This window comes from Serratia rhizosphaerae, from assembly GCF_009817885.1.
Classification (GTDB): domain Bacteria; phylum Pseudomonadota; class Gammaproteobacteria; order Enterobacterales; family Enterobacteriaceae; genus Serratia_B; species Serratia_B rhizosphaerae.
This window is the reverse complement of record NZ_CP041764.1, coordinates 2,256,214-2,269,420: the sequence shown is the minus strand read 5'-3', so window position 1 is coordinate 2,269,420 and position 13,207 is coordinate 2,256,214. Positions and strand designations below refer to the sequence as shown.

General features: G+C 58.1%; 14 protein-coding genes. 5 read left to right on the top strand and 9 right to left on the bottom strand.

The genetic code is table 11. The annotated features are described in order from the left end of the window. Nucleotides 1–43: 43 nt before the first annotated feature. The 4 genes from FO014_RS10550 to cpxP all read right to left on the bottom strand — a co-directional run bounded on the left by FO014_RS10550 (nucleotide 44) and on the right by cpxP (nucleotide 3,996). Nucleotides 44–1,033, bottom strand: a complete 990-nt coding sequence (locus FO014_RS10550) for a sulfate ABC transporter substrate-binding protein (protein WP_160029471.1) — start codon at nucleotides 1,031–1,033, stop codon at nucleotides 44–46. A 188-nt stretch (nucleotides 1,034–1,221) separates the two neighbouring features. Then, the gene (gene pfkA, locus FO014_RS10545) at nucleotides 1,222–2,184 is read right to left on the bottom strand and encodes a 6-phosphofructokinase (RefSeq protein ID WP_160029469.1); all 963 of its coding nucleotides are present in this window, start codon (nucleotides 2,182–2,184) and stop codon (nucleotides 1,222–1,224) included. A gap of 236 nt (nucleotides 2,185–2,420) precedes the next feature. Beyond that, a complete protein-coding gene (gene fieF, locus FO014_RS10540) occupies nucleotides 2,421–3,323 on the bottom strand; it encodes a CDF family cation-efflux transporter FieF (RefSeq protein WP_105233061.1) in 903 nt (300 codons plus the stop codon). Nucleotides 3,324–3,534: 211 nt separating this feature from the next. Continuing rightward, nucleotides 3,535–3,996, bottom strand: a complete 462-nt coding sequence (cpxP, locus tag FO014_RS10535) for a cell-envelope stress modulator CpxP (protein ID WP_160029467.1) — start codon at nucleotides 3,994–3,996, stop codon at nucleotides 3,535–3,537. Between the two features lie 147 nt (nucleotides 3,997–4,143). Between cpxP and cpxR the strand changes: the two genes are divergently transcribed. From cpxR to trmL, 3 genes are all read left to right on the top strand, one after another. Further along, nucleotides 4,144–4,842 carry an envelope stress response regulator transcription factor CpxR gene (gene cpxR, locus FO014_RS10530; RefSeq protein WP_015962335.1) on the top strand — a complete coding sequence of 233 codons (699 nt, stop codon included), beginning with the start codon at nucleotides 4,144–4,146 and terminating at the stop codon, nucleotides 4,840–4,842. Further along, nucleotides 4,839–6,227, top strand: a complete 1,389-nt coding sequence (cpxA, locus tag FO014_RS10525; RefSeq protein ID WP_160029465.1) for an envelope stress sensor histidine kinase CpxA — start codon at nucleotides 4,839–4,841, stop codon at nucleotides 6,225–6,227. Before cpxR ends, cpxA begins: the two co-directional genes overlap by 4 nt. Before the next feature lie 75 nt (nucleotides 6,228–6,302). Then, complete coding sequence (gene trmL / locus FO014_RS10520; protein WP_160029463.1) at nucleotides 6,303–6,776, top strand: tRNA (uridine(34)/cytosine(34)/5-carboxymethylaminomethyluridine(34)-2'-O)-methyltransferase TrmL; 474 nt, start codon at nucleotides 6,303–6,305, stop codon at nucleotides 6,774–6,776. Nucleotides 6,777–6,839: 63 nt separating this feature from the next. Here trmL and cysE read toward each other — a convergent pair whose 3' ends face one another. The 5 genes from cysE to FO014_RS10495 form a co-directional block, all read right to left on the bottom strand. Beyond that, the gene (gene cysE, locus FO014_RS10515; protein ID WP_105233065.1) at nucleotides 6,840–7,661 is read right to left on the bottom strand and encodes a serine O-acetyltransferase; all 822 of its coding nucleotides are present in this window, start codon (nucleotides 7,659–7,661) and stop codon (nucleotides 6,840–6,842) included. 125 nt (nucleotides 7,662–7,786) lie between these two features. Beyond that, nucleotides 7,787–8,806: an NAD(P)H-dependent glycerol-3-phosphate dehydrogenase gene (gpsA, locus tag FO014_RS10510; RefSeq protein ID WP_160029461.1), complete on the bottom strand. Its 1,020-nt coding sequence runs from the start codon at nucleotides 8,804–8,806 to the stop codon at nucleotides 7,787–7,789. After that, on the bottom strand, nucleotides 8,806–9,276 hold the full coding sequence (gene secB, locus FO014_RS10505) for a protein-export chaperone SecB (RefSeq protein WP_105233067.1): 471 nt from the start codon (nucleotides 9,274–9,276) through the stop codon (nucleotides 8,806–8,808). The genes gpsA and secB overlap by 1 nt, the downstream gene beginning before the upstream one ends. Before the next feature lie 70 nt (nucleotides 9,277–9,346). Next, nucleotides 9,347–9,595, bottom strand: coding sequence for a glutaredoxin 3 (gene grxC / locus FO014_RS10500; protein WP_015962341.1), 249 nt, complete (start codon nucleotides 9,593–9,595; stop codon nucleotides 9,347–9,349). Between the two features lie 30 nt (nucleotides 9,596–9,625). Continuing rightward, nucleotides 9,626–10,060, bottom strand: coding sequence for a rhodanese-like domain-containing protein (locus FO014_RS10495; RefSeq protein WP_105233552.1), 435 nt, complete (start codon nucleotides 10,058–10,060; stop codon nucleotides 9,626–9,628). A gap of 257 nt (nucleotides 10,061–10,317) precedes the next feature. Here FO014_RS10495 and gpmM point away from each other — a divergent pair, with 257 nt between their 5' ends. Continuing rightward, nucleotides 10,318–11,862 carry a 2,3-bisphosphoglycerate-independent phosphoglycerate mutase gene (gene gpmM / locus FO014_RS10490; RefSeq protein ID WP_160029459.1) on the top strand — a complete coding sequence of 515 codons (1,545 nt, stop codon included), beginning with the start codon at nucleotides 10,318–10,320 and terminating at the stop codon, nucleotides 11,860–11,862. Nucleotides 11,863–11,871: 9 nt separating this feature from the next. Beyond that, the gene (gene envC / locus FO014_RS10485; protein WP_160029457.1) at nucleotides 11,872–13,206 is read left to right on the top strand and encodes a murein hydrolase activator EnvC; all 1,335 of its coding nucleotides are present in this window, start codon (nucleotides 11,872–11,874) and stop codon (nucleotides 13,204–13,206) included. Nucleotide 13,207: the final 1 nt, after the last annotated feature.

Here is a 13,207-nt window from a genome sequence, read left to right as displayed (position 1 = left end):
ATAAAAAAACCCCGGCATGCCGGGGTTTTTTATTTTTTACGCCTCAGCGTCTGCTGATCTCGTCAAACTTGCCGCCGCTGGCGAAATGTTCTTTCTGCGCCTTGCTCCAGCCACCGAAGGTATCATCAACGGTAAACAGCTTCAGTTTCGGGAACTGCTCGGCAAATTTGGCCTCGACGGCGGCATCACGCGGACGATAGTAGTTCTTCGCCGCAATCGTCTGCCCTACCGGGGAGTAGAGATACTTCAGGTAAGCGTTCGCCACGTCGCGGGTGCCGCGCTTGTCAACCACGCGATCCACCACGGAGACGGTCGGCTCCGCCAGAATCGACTCGCTCGGAGTGACAATTTCAAAATTGTCCTTACCCAGCTCCTTTTTCGCCAGTAAGGCTTCATTTTCCCAGGCGATCAGCACGTCGCCAATACCACGCTCCACAAAGGTGTTGGTCGCTCCGCGTGCGCCGGAATCCAGCACTTCCACGTTCTGGTAGAGGCTCTTCACAAACGCCTGCGCCTTGGCCTGATCGTTATTATTATGATGCAGCGCATAACCCCAGGCCGCCAGATAGTTCCACCGTGCGCCGCCGGAGGTTTTCGGATTAGGCGTGATCACGGAAACGCCCGGTTTAATCAGATCCGGCCAGTCGTGGATCTGTTTTGGATTCCCCTTACGCACCAGGAACACGATGGTAGAAGCATAAGGCGCCGAGTTGTCCGGCAGGCGTTTTATCCAGTTCTTATCAATCCGTCCGCGCGCGGCGATCGCATCCACATCGTAAGCCAGCGCCAGCGTCACCACATCCGCCTCGATGCCGTTGATCACCGACGTGGCCTGCTTGCCGGAGCCGCCATGGGACTGACGCACGGTAACCTTATCGCCATGCTGTTGCTGCCAGTGCTGGCTGAAGGCGGCATTGTATTCCTGGTAGAACTCGCGCGTCGGGTCGTACGAAACGTTCAGCAATTGAATATCTTTTGCCAACGCTCCGGTTGTCAGCAACATTAATGTCAGGCCTACACCCCATTTACGCATCGCACGCTCTCCCAAGATAAATAATCGCCAGCTCAAAACGGCTGATTTAGCGTCAAAGCCTGCCAGAAACTGAGCCGGCAATTAAAGAATAAAAAATTTGGGCCTAGACGATTCTGGAATATGGCAACGACAGCGCAAAAAAAAGCCCCCGTGTGCGGAGGCTTGTTTGACGTCGCTGCCGGGCAGGATCAGTACAGCTTGTTCGCCGTTTCCAGCCAGTCGCGCTTGAATGGACGCTTCATGTTCTCAATGGCGTCGATGATGTCATGGTGCACCATCTTCTCATTCTGAATACCGACGCAGCGGCCGCCATACCCTTTCAGCAGCAGCTCGATGGAGTAAGCCCCCATGCGCGAAGCCAGAATACGGTCATAGGCCACCGGCGAGCCGCCGCGCTGAATATGGCCCAGTACGGTAGCGCGGGTTTCACGCTTGGTTTCCTGCTCAATGTAGGCCGCCAGTTCGTCAATGTCGCAGATGTGTTCGGTAATCGCCACGATCGCGTGCTTTTTGCCTTTGGCGATACCGGCCTTGATTTCACACACCAGATCGTCACGGTTAAATTCGATCTCCGGCAGGACGATAAACTCACAGCCGCCGGCAATCGCCGCCGCCAGCGTCAGGTCGCCGCAATAGCGCCCCATCACTTCCACGATTGAAATACGCTGATGTGAGGTTGAGGTATCGCGCAGGCGGTCAATCGCTTCCACCACGGTTTCCAGCGCGGTGAAATAACCGATGGTGTAGTCGGTGCCGGCCACGTCGTTATCGATGGTGCCCGGCAGGCCGATGCATGGAAAACCTTCTTCCGTCAGGCGTTTCGCCCCCATATAAGAGCCGTCACCGCCGATCACCACCAGCGCATCAATGCCGTGTTTCTTAAGGTTTTCAATCGCCTTGGCGCGTACGTTTTCATCTCTGAATTCCGGAAAGCGGGCCGACCCGAGAAAGGTGCCGCCACGGTTGATCATGTCGGACACGCTGTAACGGTCCAACTGCTCCATGCGATCTTCGTACAAACCAAGGTAGCCGTCGTAAATGCCAAAAACTTCCAGACCTTCCGTAAGCGCGGCGCGTACAACGCCACGGATTGCCGCGTTCATACCCGGCGCATCACCGCCACTCGTCAGTACACCGATTTTCTTGATCATGACTACCTCTGAACTTGTAGATGCAATTTCTTAAGAACTTTGTCGTCTTTGCCGATTGGCCTTTCGCGTTTCCGGTTGCAGCAACCCCGCCTACGAATTTTATTGCCGAATATTATAACAAAATCACCAAGCTGAATTGATTCAGGTCACGCTAAATTCAGGTAAAAAATTAACTACGCACACTGAGCTAATTTTACATTTTCCTCATGAGCGCCGGCGCGATTGCGATACGTTAATTATAGCTCCCAACGCCCCTGCCGCCCCGCAGGCACCACGGAACAAGGATCCTGATGGATGATGACATCCGCGCCGGGAAAACGGTGCAATAACGCCTTTTCCACTTGTTCAGCCAAAATATGCGCCTGCATCAGCGGCAAATTATCTTCCATTTCCAGATGCAGCTGAATAAACCGGGTAGGCCCAGACTGACGGGTACGTAAGTCATGTGCCCCTTTAATACCCGGCCATGCGGAAACCACCTCGATAATGGCGCGCCGTTCATCATCCGGCAATGCGCGATCCAGCAGCGACTGCACCGCTTCGTAGCCCATCCGCAACGCGCTATAAAGAATGTAAACACCGATACCCAGCGCGAATAATGCATCCGCCCGCTGAAAACCGTACCAGCTTAGCCCAAGCGCTATAAGAATAGCACCATTCATCATGACATCTGACTGATAATGCAGCATATCTGCACGCACCGCCTGACTGCGGGTTTTGCGCACCACCCAGCGCTGGTAGGTGACCAGCAGCAAGGTGCTCAGTAAGGCGATGATCGTCACCACAATGCCGACGGCGGGCGCGCGCAGCGTTTCGGGCGCGTAGAGATGTTGGAAGCCGGTCAGGAACAAAAACAGCGCGGAACCGGAAACGAACATGCTCTGCGCCAGCGCCGCAAGCGATTCGGCCTTGCCGTGACCAAAGGTATGTTCCTCATCCGCCGGCTGCAGCGCATAGCGCACTACCAGCAGGTTAGTCAGCGAAGCGGCAATATCGACCAGGGAATCCACCAGCGCCGCCAACAGGCTCACCGACCCGGTGATATACCAGGCGACGATCTTTATCAGCAGCAGGGTTGATGCCATCACGGTCGCGGCCACGGCGGCAGACTTCACCAGGCGCGCATATTGCTGTTCCATAACCTATCCCGATTCACTATCCAGTGGAGTGAGTATAACGGAATGCCGGGAAAAAAATCCTCGCCGTCAGGGTGGTGAACCTTGCCGGACAACGAAAATGTTCCTGATATAACGCCTCGTGAATTCTAGGCAAAAAAAACCCCCTCATCATGAGGGGGAAGACAGGGATGGTGTCTATGGCAAGGAAAAACAGGGTACTACTCAGTCGCACTCACTTCTGGGCAGAAGCTTGCTGCAAACCAGAAAGTTGTTGCTCCATCTGCTGCATACGCTGCTGATGTTTCTGGTCTAAAACACTTTTTTGCTGTGGCGTCAGTAAGTTATACATTTGGTTGCGCACCCGGGCCATTTCGACCTGGCGCTTCACTTGTTCCTGAGCCACCTTCTCCGCCTGTGCATACACGGCGGCTTCATCAAATTTGTTTGCCGTCACCAGCTTATGCATTGCTTCCATTTCAGCTACATTGACACCAGGCAGGTCGTGACGGGCCTGGCGCATTAAATCGCGCATTTGCTGACGTTGCTTTTCAGTCAACCTGACGCCATCAAACATATGATGCTGGCCGGGGTTGCTGGTTGCTGCATCATGCGTGGAAGGCGATAGGGCGTCAGCGGCGATGGCGGAACCTGATGCCAACATGGATGCCATGACTAATGCGGTCACCTTACGCATTTTCACTCCTCGTTCATTCCGCTTTGCAAGTCAACGAGGAGCAGTGTATCGCTGCAGCTGCAAACATCCGTCAGGGCATGTAAAACTACGTAAAGTCATGGAATGCCAACAGTTGATGACGTATTTTGCGTCAGGAGGTAAATCATAATGAACAAGATTCTGTTAGTTGACGACGACCGCGAGCTGACCTCGCTGCTGAAAGAACTGCTTGAGATGGAAGGCTTTAACATCGTCGTGGCCCATGACGGCGAACAGGCGTTGTCGCTGCTGGACGGCTCCATCGATCTCTTGCTGCTGGACATCATGATGCCGAAGAAAAACGGCATCGATACGCTGAAAGAGCTGCGCCAGCACCATCAGACCCCGGTAATTATGCTGACCGCCCGCGGCAGCGAGCTGGATCGGGTGCTGGGCCTGGAGCTCGGCGCCGACGACTACCTGCCGAAACCGTTCAACGATCGCGAACTGGTTGCGCGCATCCGTGCCATTTTACGCCGCTCCAACTGGAGCGAGCAGCAGCAAAGCGTCGACAGCGGCGCGCCGACGCTGGACGTCGATGGCCTGCAGCTGAATCCGGGCCGTCAGGAGGCCAGTTTCGACGGCCAGGTGCTGGAGCTGACCGGCACCGAATTTACCCTGCTGTACCTGCTGGCGCAGCATCTCGGCCAGGTAGTCTCGCGCGAACTGCTGAGCCAGGAAGTGTTGGGCAAACGTCTGACGCCGTTCGACCGCGCTATCGATATGCATATCTCCAACCTGCGGCGCAAGCTGCCGGACCGTAAAGACGGCCATCCATGGTTCAAAACCCTGCGCGGCCGGGGCTATTTAATGGTATCTGCAACATGATCAACAGTTTGACGGCACGCATCTTCGCCATTTTCTGGTTCACATTAGCGCTGGTGCTGATGTTGGTGCTGATGGTGCCCAAGCTAGACTCCCGCCAAATGACCTCGCTGCTGGACAGCGAGCAGCGGCAGGGGCTGATGCTGGAGCAACACGTCGAGGCCGAACTGCAGCAGGACCCGGCCAACGACCTGATGTGGTGGCGCCGCCTGTTCCGCGCCATCGACAAATGGGCGCCGCCGGGCCAGCGTCTGATTCTGGTGACCAGCGAGGGTCGGGTGATCGGCGCGCAGCGTAACGACATGCAAATCGTGCGTAATTTTATCGGCCAGTCTGACAATGCCGATCACCCCAAGAAGAAAAAATATGGTCGCGTCGAGCTGGTCGGCCCCTTCTCGGTGCGCGATGGCGAAGACAACTACCAGCTTTATCTGATCCGCCCGGCCAACAGCCCGCAGTCCGACTTTATCAACCTGATGTTTGACCGCCCGCTGCTGCTGCTGATCGTCACCATGCTGATCAGCGCCCCGCTGCTGCTGTGGCTGGCCTGGAGCCTGGCGAAGCCGGCGCGCAAGCTGAAAAACGCCGCCGATGACGTGGCGCGCGGCAATCTGAAACAGCACCCGGAGCTGGAATCGGGGCCGCAGGAGTTTCTGGCGACCGGCGCCAGCTTTAACCAGATGGTCAGCGCGCTGGAACGCATGATGACCGCGCAGCAGCGCCTGATCTCCGATATCTCTCACGAACTGCGCACGCCGCTGACCCGTCTGCAGCTGGCGACCGCGCTGATGCGCCGCCGCCACGGCGAGGGGCATGAGCTGGCGCGCATTGAGACCGAAGCGCAGCGGCTGGATTCGATGATCAACGATCTGCTGGCGCTGTCACGCGGCCAACAGAAAACCGAGCTGGCGCACGAGTTGCTGAAGGCCAACGAACTGTGGGCCGATGCGCTGGACAATGCCGGCTTTGAAGCGGAACAGATGGGCAAGCAGTTGACGGTCACCTCGCCGCCTGGCCCCTGGACGCTATTCGGCAACGCCGGCGCCCTGGACAGCGCGCTGGAGAACATCGTACGTAACGCCCTGCGCTATTCGCATACGCGCATTGAGGTGGCGTTCAGCGTCGATAATCAAGGCATCACCATTGTGGTTGACGATGACGGCCCCGGCGTCAGTGCGGAAGACCGTGAGCAAATCTTCCGTCCGTTTTATCGCACGGATGAAGCGCGAGACCGCGAATCCGGCGGCACCGGCCTGGGACTGGCGATCGTCGAGGCGGCCATCGCCCAGCACCGCGGCTGGGTCAAGGCGGAAGACAGCCCGCTCGGCGGTCTGCGCCTGATCCTGTGGCTGCCGCTGCACCAGCGTAAACCTGCACGCGAGCATTAACCGCAGCGCGCCCGCTAGCGACAGTACCCCGCAATGTTTGCTATTCTGCGCCCCTCGTCATGAGGGGCTTTTTACATGTTGAACATTGTCTTATTCGAACCCGAAATTCCACCCAACACCGGCAATATCATTCGCCTGTGCGCCAACACCGGCTTTCAGCTGCACCTGATTGAACCTCTGGGCTTCCCGTGGGACGACAAACGCCTGCGCCGCGCCGGGCTGGATTACCATGAATTCACCAGCATTAAGCGCCATGCCGACTACGCGGCATTCGTCGCCAGCGAAAATCCTCAACGGCTGTTTGCGTTGACCACCAAAGGCACGCCGGCGCACAGCGCGGTCAGCTATCAGCCGGGCGACTATCTGCTGTTCGGCCCGGAAACCCGCGGCCTGCCGGCCGATATTCTGGATGCCCTGCCCGCCGGGCAAAAAATCCGCATTCCCATGCAGGCGCAAAGCCGCAGCATGAATTTATCCAATGCGGTGGCGGTGGTGGTGTATGAAGCCTGGCGGCAGCTGGATTATGCCGGCGCACTGCTCAAGCAGTAACGCGGCGGGCAATAAAAAGGCCGCACTGTCGGCGGCCTCTGGCGGGAATGGGTACGGCAGCGATCAGATGCCGTCGCCGTATTCAAAGCCGTGATTCGTACCGTTGAAATATTGATCCATATCCATTGACGGCTTGTCGCTTTCCGGACGCCCCACGATACGGGCCGGCACGCCGGCAGCGGTCGTGTGCGGCGGCACCGGGCGCAGCACGACGGAGCCGGCGCCGATTTTCGCACCTTTGCCCACTTCGATGTTGCCAAGGATTTTCGCGCCGGCGCCAATCATCACCCCTTCACGGATTTTCGGGTGGCGGTCGCCGCTGGTTTTGCCGGTACCGCCCAGCGTGACCGACTGCAGGATGGAGACGTCGTTTTCCACCACCGCCGTTTCACCGATCACGATGCCGGTGGCATGGTCGAGCATGATGCCGCAGCCAATTTTCGCCGCCGGGTGAATATCAACGCCGAACGCGACGGAGATCTGGTTTTGCAGATACACCGCCAGCGCCTGGCGCCCTTCGTTCCACAGCCAGTGGCCGATACGGTAAGACTGCAGCGCATGGAAGCCTTTGAGATACAGCAGCGGCGTAGAATATTTGTCCACCGCCGCATCGCGCAGCCGCACCGCCAGAATATCGCTCGCCGCCGAGGCGATCATCTGCGCGTCGGAACGGTAGGCGTCTTCCACCACTTCCCGCACGGCAATCGCCGGCATGATAGGATTCGCCAGTTTATTCGCCAGAATATAGCTGAGCGCGCTGCCCAGATTTTCATGTTTCAGCAACGTCGCATGGAAAAAGCTAGCCAGCATCGGTTCACAATCAGCCAGCGCTCGCGCTTCCGCTTTAATGTTGCTCCAAACCTGCTCTAACTCATCTGACGACATTGTTTTCCTCTCTGGCTCTGACTTGCAAAACAAACCGCCTCACCGCACGCGGCAAGGTAATACGTGATAATACGGACGCCCCTTTCAGGACACGTCCCCTGGCCCAACGCCATGAGCCGTTAACATCAGGCGTTGTGCTTTTCGTCCTTGCGCGTACGCCCCAGCAGGCTTACCGCCGCTTCGCGGGCATTTTTATCGCAGTACAGCACCTGGTAAATCTGTTCGGTAATCGGCATTTCCACGCCGTGACGCTGCGCCAGCGCCAGCACCTCTTTGGTATTGCGGTAGCCTTCGACCACCTGGCCAATGCTGTCCTGCGCGGTTTTCACGTCCATACCTTGCCCCAGCATAATACCGAAGCGGCGATTGCGCGATTGATTATCCGTGCAGGTTAACACCAGATCGCCCAGCCCCGCCATGCCCATAAAGGTGGCCGGATCGGCGCCCAACGCCGCACCCAGACGGCTCATTTCCGCCAGGCCGCGGGTAATCAGCGCGGTGCGCGCATTGGCGCCAAAGCCGATGCCGTCGGACATGCCGGCGCCGATGGCTATCACGTTTTTTACCGCTCCGCCCAGCTGCACGCCGATAAAGTCCGGGTTGCTGTAAACGCGGAAGCTTTTGCCGCAGTGCAGCAACTGCTGCAAATCATCGGCAAACTGTTCGTCGGTCGCCGCCAAGGCAATAGCCGTCGGCAACCCCGCAGCCAGCTCTTTGGCGAATGTCGGCCCGGAAACCACCGCCAAAGGCATCGCATCGCCCAGCGCATCGCGCGCCACGTCCTGCAGCAAGCGTCCGGTTTCCGCCTCCAGCCCCTTGGTGGCCCACACAATACGTGCGTCCGCCCGCAACAGCGGTTTCAGCTGGCGCAGTACGTCGCCGAAGACGTGGCTCGGCACCACCACCAGCACATCGCGGCTGGCCGCCAGCGCGCGCGCCAGATCGGCCTCGAGCAGCAGATTATCAGGGAAAGGCACATCGGGGAGAAATGTCTGGTTGCAGCGTTCACGCTGCATTTTGGCGATGGTGTCGGGGTTATGCCCCCACAGCACAACCGGATGGCCGTTACGCGCCAGCGTAATGGCTAATGCGGTGCCGTACGAGCCGGCACCGATAACGGTCATTGAAGCATTGACTGTTTTCATCAGGCATCCTGATGTGGTTCGGCACCTTCGCCTTCTGCCTGCTGCTGCAGATAGTTCATGAACAGCGCATCAAAGTTGACCGGTGCCAGGTTCAGCTGCGGGAAAGTACCGCGGGATACCAGGCTGGTGATGCACTCGCGCGCATACGGGAACAGAATGTTCGGGCAGTATGCGCCCAGGCAATGCGCCAGCTGAGTGCCGTCAATGCCGGCAACGGAGAAAATACCCGCCTGCTGAACTTCACACAGGAACGCGGTTTCTTCACCCAGAGATGCCGTCACGGTAACACGCAGCACGACTTCATACACGTCGTCCGCCAGTTGGCTGGATGCGGTATCAAGATCAAGTTTAACTTCCGGCTGCCATTCCTGCTGGAAAACCTGCGGTGCATTCGGTGCTTCAAAAGAGATGTCTTTGGTGTAGATACGTTGGATCTGGAAAGCCATCTCGGTGCTGTTTTGTTCTGACATGTCGATAATACCCTTGGTTAAACGTCCTTATTGATACTCAGCAATATTGATGTGAACTATGGCCGGTCGCTTAAAGCAGCGGATCCAGACCACCTTGCGCATCAAGTGCATATAAATCATCGCAGCCGCCGATATGCTGGCCGTCGATGAAAATTTGCGGCACGGTGGTTCGCCCACTGCGCGCAATCATCTCTTCACGTTTTACGTTATCGCCGTCGATGGCGATCTCGTTGAACGCGGCGCCTTTGCTGTTCAGCAGCGCCTTGGCGCGATGGCAGAACGGGCAAGTCGCCTTGGTGTAGATGTCGATATTAGCCATGGAAGCCACCTCTACGACGTTAAAACGTGATTATTTACCGCGCACCAGCGGCAAATTATCGCCGCTCCAGCCGGCGACGCCGTCTTTCAGCGTGCTGACGTTGGCGAAACCGGCGGCGCTCAGGCTTTCCGCCGGCGCGCGCGATGTGGTGCCGTTGGCGCAGGTTACGATAATAGGCTGGGATTTGTGTTTTTCCAGCTCTCCCAGGCTGCCGCTTTTGATTTCGCTCGCCGTCAGGTTGATGGCGTTGGCAATGTGCCCCTTGCGGAAATCTTCACGGCTGCGGGTGTCGACAACCACAGCATTTTCTTTGTTAATCAGACGGGTAGCTTCGCCACGAGTGATATCTTTAACCTTGGAGAAACGGCTTTTGAAGGTCATCACAATCACCGCAACCAGCAGGGCGATCCAAGCCAGGCTCAGTATGGGATGCTTGCTAACGAATGGCATAATTTCTTGCAGCATGGGGCGTAACAACTCTCGTTAGTTAAGGGAAAAATAAGTCAAGGCTCCAGAGTATACCTGCCGAATGCGTCAATTACAGCCAATTAGCATGCGCGATTGCAGAAACTGCGGACGACGCCGGGAAATTTTCTGCCTTGCGGCAAAAAGCGACCGACTGTTCGCCGTAAGTTTGATCTCTTTGGGCTCTTTACGCGCAGCCATCCGCTACTATCACCCCCTTTTCAGGCTGACATATTTACAGCAACGAGGTTAATACAATGTCGAGCAACAAAAAGCCCATGGTGCTGGTGATTCTGGATGGTTACGGCCATCGAGAAAAGCAGCAGGACAATGCCATTCTCAACGCCCGCACGCCAGTGATGGATCAACTGTGGCAACGGCGGCCGCATACGCTGATCGCCGCCTCCGGGCTGGATGTCGGCCTGCCTGACGGCCAGATGGGCAATTCGGAAGTGGGCCACGTCAACCTTGGCGCCGGCCGCATCGTCTACCAGGATCTGACCCGGCTGGACAAAGCGATCGCCGACGGCGAGTTCTACGCCAACCCGGTGCTGACCGCAGCGGTGGATAAAGCGGCGCAGGCCGGCAAAGCGGTGCATATTATGGGATTGCTGTCGCCGGGCGGCGTCCACAGCCATGAAGAGCATATTCTGGCGATGGTGAGGCTGGCCGCACAACGCGGCGCCAGCGCCGTGTACCTGCACGCATTCCTGGACGGCCGCGACACGCCGCCGCGCAGCGCCGACGCCTCCCTGCAGCGTTTTAGCGCGGCGTTCGAGCAGCTGGGCGTCGGCCGCATTGCCTCCGTCGTCGGCCGTTACTTCGCCATGGACCGCGACAACCGCTGGGACCGCGTGCAGCTGGCCTACGACCTGCTGACCGACGCCAAAGGCGAGTTTAACGCCGACAACGCCGGCGCCGCGCTGCAGGCCGCCTACGCCCGCGATGAAAACGACGAGTTCGTCAAACCCACGGTCATTCAGGCCGCCGGCGAAGCCAGCGCCGCCATGCAGGACGGCGATGCGCTGATTTTCATGAACTTCCGCGCCGACCGCGCGCGCCAGATCGCCCGCGCCTTTGTCGACGCCGATTTTAACGGTTTCCCGCGCGCCAGAGTGGTGCAGTTCGCCGATTTTGTGATGCTGACCGAATACGCCGCCGATATCGACGCCGCCTGCGCCTATCCGCCGACAGCGCTGACCAACACCTTCGGCGAATGGCTGATGAAGCACGACAAAACCCAGCTGCGCATCTCCGAAACCGAAAAATACGCCCACGTAACCTTCTTCTATAACGGCGGCGTGGAACAGCCTTTCACCGGTGAAGATCGCATTCTGATTAACTCGCCGCAGGTAGCCACCTACGACCTGCAGCCGGAAATGAGCTCGGCGGAGCTGACCGAGAAACTGCTGGGCGCCATTCACAGCGGGAAATATGACGCCATCATCTGCAATTACCCCAACGGCGATATGGTCGGCCATACCGGCGACTATGACGCCGCGGTCAAGGCGGTGGAAACCCTGGACAACTGCATCGCACAAATTGTCAAAGCGGTGGAAAGCGTCGACGGACAGCTGCTGATCACCGCCGACCACGGCAACGCCGAACAGATGCGCGACCCGCAGACCGGCCAGGCGCACACCGCGCATACCAGCCTGCCGGTGCCATTAATTTACGTCGGCAAACCGGCGCACGCGGTCAACGGCGGCAAGCTTTCCGACATTGCGCCAACCATGTTGGCGCTGATGGGAATGAAAATCCCGCAAGAGATGACTGGTAAGCCGCTGTTCATCGTGGAATAATCCTACTCCATGAGGGAGAAGGCGTATTTTGCACTATCAAGGGTAACCCGAGGCGCAAAAGCCGGCAGCCAGCTGCTGCCGCAACGCGTTGCACCACGGAAGTTGACCACACTGTGCGCCAGCGTGTTGTACGCTGGCGTCTTGCTGTTGCCGTTATCCGGCCATGCCGCCGACGACAACAAAAGCCAGCTTAAAGACATCCAGCAAAGCATCGCTGAGAAAGAAAAAGCGGTTAAACAACAGCAACAACAGCGCAGCAGCCTGCAGGACAAACTCAAGCAGCAGGAAAAAACCATTGCGCAGGCCAGCCGTTCCCTACGTAGCACCCAAAGTACGCTAAATTCTCTGGGCAAAGACATCTCCGGTCTTAACGCCTCTATCGCCAAGCTGCAAAAGCAGCAGACCCAACAGCAAAATATCCTGTCCAAACAGCTGGACGCCGCATTCCGTCAAGGGCAGCACAGCGCCGTACAGCTGATCCTGAGCGGTGAAGAGAGCCAGCGCAGCGAGCGCATCCTGGCTTACTTCGGCTATCTGAACGATGCGCGTCAGGAAAATATCGAAGAGCTGAAGCAAACCCGCGCGGAGCTGGCGCAGCAAAAAACCACGCTGGTCGCCAAGCAAAAGCAGCAAAAGTCCCTGCTGAGCGAACAGCAGGCCCAACGGCAGAAACTGGAGCAGGCGCGCAGCGCGCGTAAGAAAACCCTGAGCGCACTGGAAAGCTCGCTGGAAAAAGATCAGCAGCGCCTGAGCGAACTGCGTCAGAACGAAAGCCGCCTGCGTGACAAGATCGCCCGCGCCGAACGCGAAGCCCGCGCCCGCGCCGAGCGTGAAGCGCGTGAGGCCGCCCGCGTACGCGAGAAAGTGCGCAAGAAAGAGCAGCAGGCGAAGAAAACCGGCACTCGCTATAAGCCTAGCGAAAGCGAACGCTCCCTGATGGCGCGTACCGGCGGCCTGGGACGTCCGAACGGGCAGGCCTACTGGCCGGTGCGCGGCAGCACCCTGCATCGCTTCGGCGAACAGCTGCAGGGCGAGTTACGCTGGAAAGGGGTGGTCATCGCCGCGCCGGAAGGCAGTGAAGTCAAGGCGATCGCCGACGGTCGCGTACTGATGGCCGACTGGCTGCAAGGCTATGGCTTGGTAGTCGTGGTCGAGCACGGTAAGGGTGATATGAGCCTGTACGGCTATAACCAGAGCGCGTTGGTGAACGTGGGTGCGCAGGTGCGCGCCGGCCAGCCTATCGCCTTGGTGGGTACCAGCGGGGGTCAGGGAACGCCGTCGCTCTATTTCGAAATTCGTCGCCAGGGTCAGGCCGTTAACCCACTGCCGTGGTTGGGAAGATAGA

Excerpts from the sequence above, each read along its gene's own strand:
- pfkA (WP_160029469.1), bottom strand. The coding sequence starts at position 2,184 with ATGATCAAGAAAATCGGTGTACTGACGAGTGGCGGTGATGCGCCGGGT.
- gpmM (WP_160029459.1), top strand. The coding sequence starts at position 10,318 with ATGTCGAGCAACAAAAAGCCCATGGTGCTGGTGATTCTGGATGGTTAC.
- cpxA (WP_160029465.1), top strand. The coding sequence starts at position 4,839 with ATGATCAACAGTTTGACGGCACGCATCTTCGCCATTTTCTGGTTCACA.
- FO014_RS10550 (WP_160029471.1), bottom strand. The coding sequence starts at position 1,033 with ATGCGTAAATGGGGTGTAGGCCTGACATTAATGTTGCTGACAACCGGA.
- trmL (WP_160029463.1), top strand. The coding sequence starts at position 6,303 with ATGTTGAACATTGTCTTATTCGAACCCGAAATTCCACCCAACACCGGC.
- grxC (WP_015962341.1), bottom strand. The coding sequence starts at position 9,595 with ATGGCTAATATCGACATCTACACCAAGGCGACTTGCCCGTTCTGCCAT.
- cpxR (WP_015962335.1), top strand. The coding sequence starts at position 4,144 with ATGAACAAGATTCTGTTAGTTGACGACGACCGCGAGCTGACCTCGCTG.
- cpxP (WP_160029467.1), bottom strand. The coding sequence starts at position 3,996 with ATGCGTAAGGTGACCGCATTAGTCATGGCATCCATGTTGGCATCAGGT.
- gpsA (WP_160029461.1), bottom strand. The coding sequence starts at position 8,806 with ATGAAAACAGTCAATGCTTCAATGACCGTTATCGGTGCCGGCTCGTAC.
- envC (WP_160029457.1), top strand. The coding sequence starts at position 11,872 with ATGAGGGAGAAGGCGTATTTTGCACTATCAAGGGTAACCCGAGGCGCA.
- FO014_RS10495 (WP_105233552.1), bottom strand. The coding sequence starts at position 10,060 with ATGCTGCAAGAAATTATGCCATTCGTTAGCAAGCATCCCATACTGAGC.
- fieF (WP_105233061.1), bottom strand. The coding sequence starts at position 3,323 with ATGGAACAGCAATATGCGCGCCTGGTGAAGTCTGCCGCCGTGGCCGCG.
- cysE (WP_105233065.1), bottom strand. The coding sequence starts at position 7,661 with ATGTCGTCAGATGAGTTAGAGCAGGTTTGGAGCAACATTAAAGCGGAA.
- secB (WP_105233067.1), bottom strand. The coding sequence starts at position 9,276 with ATGTCAGAACAAAACAGCACCGAGATGGCTTTCCAGATCCAACGTATC.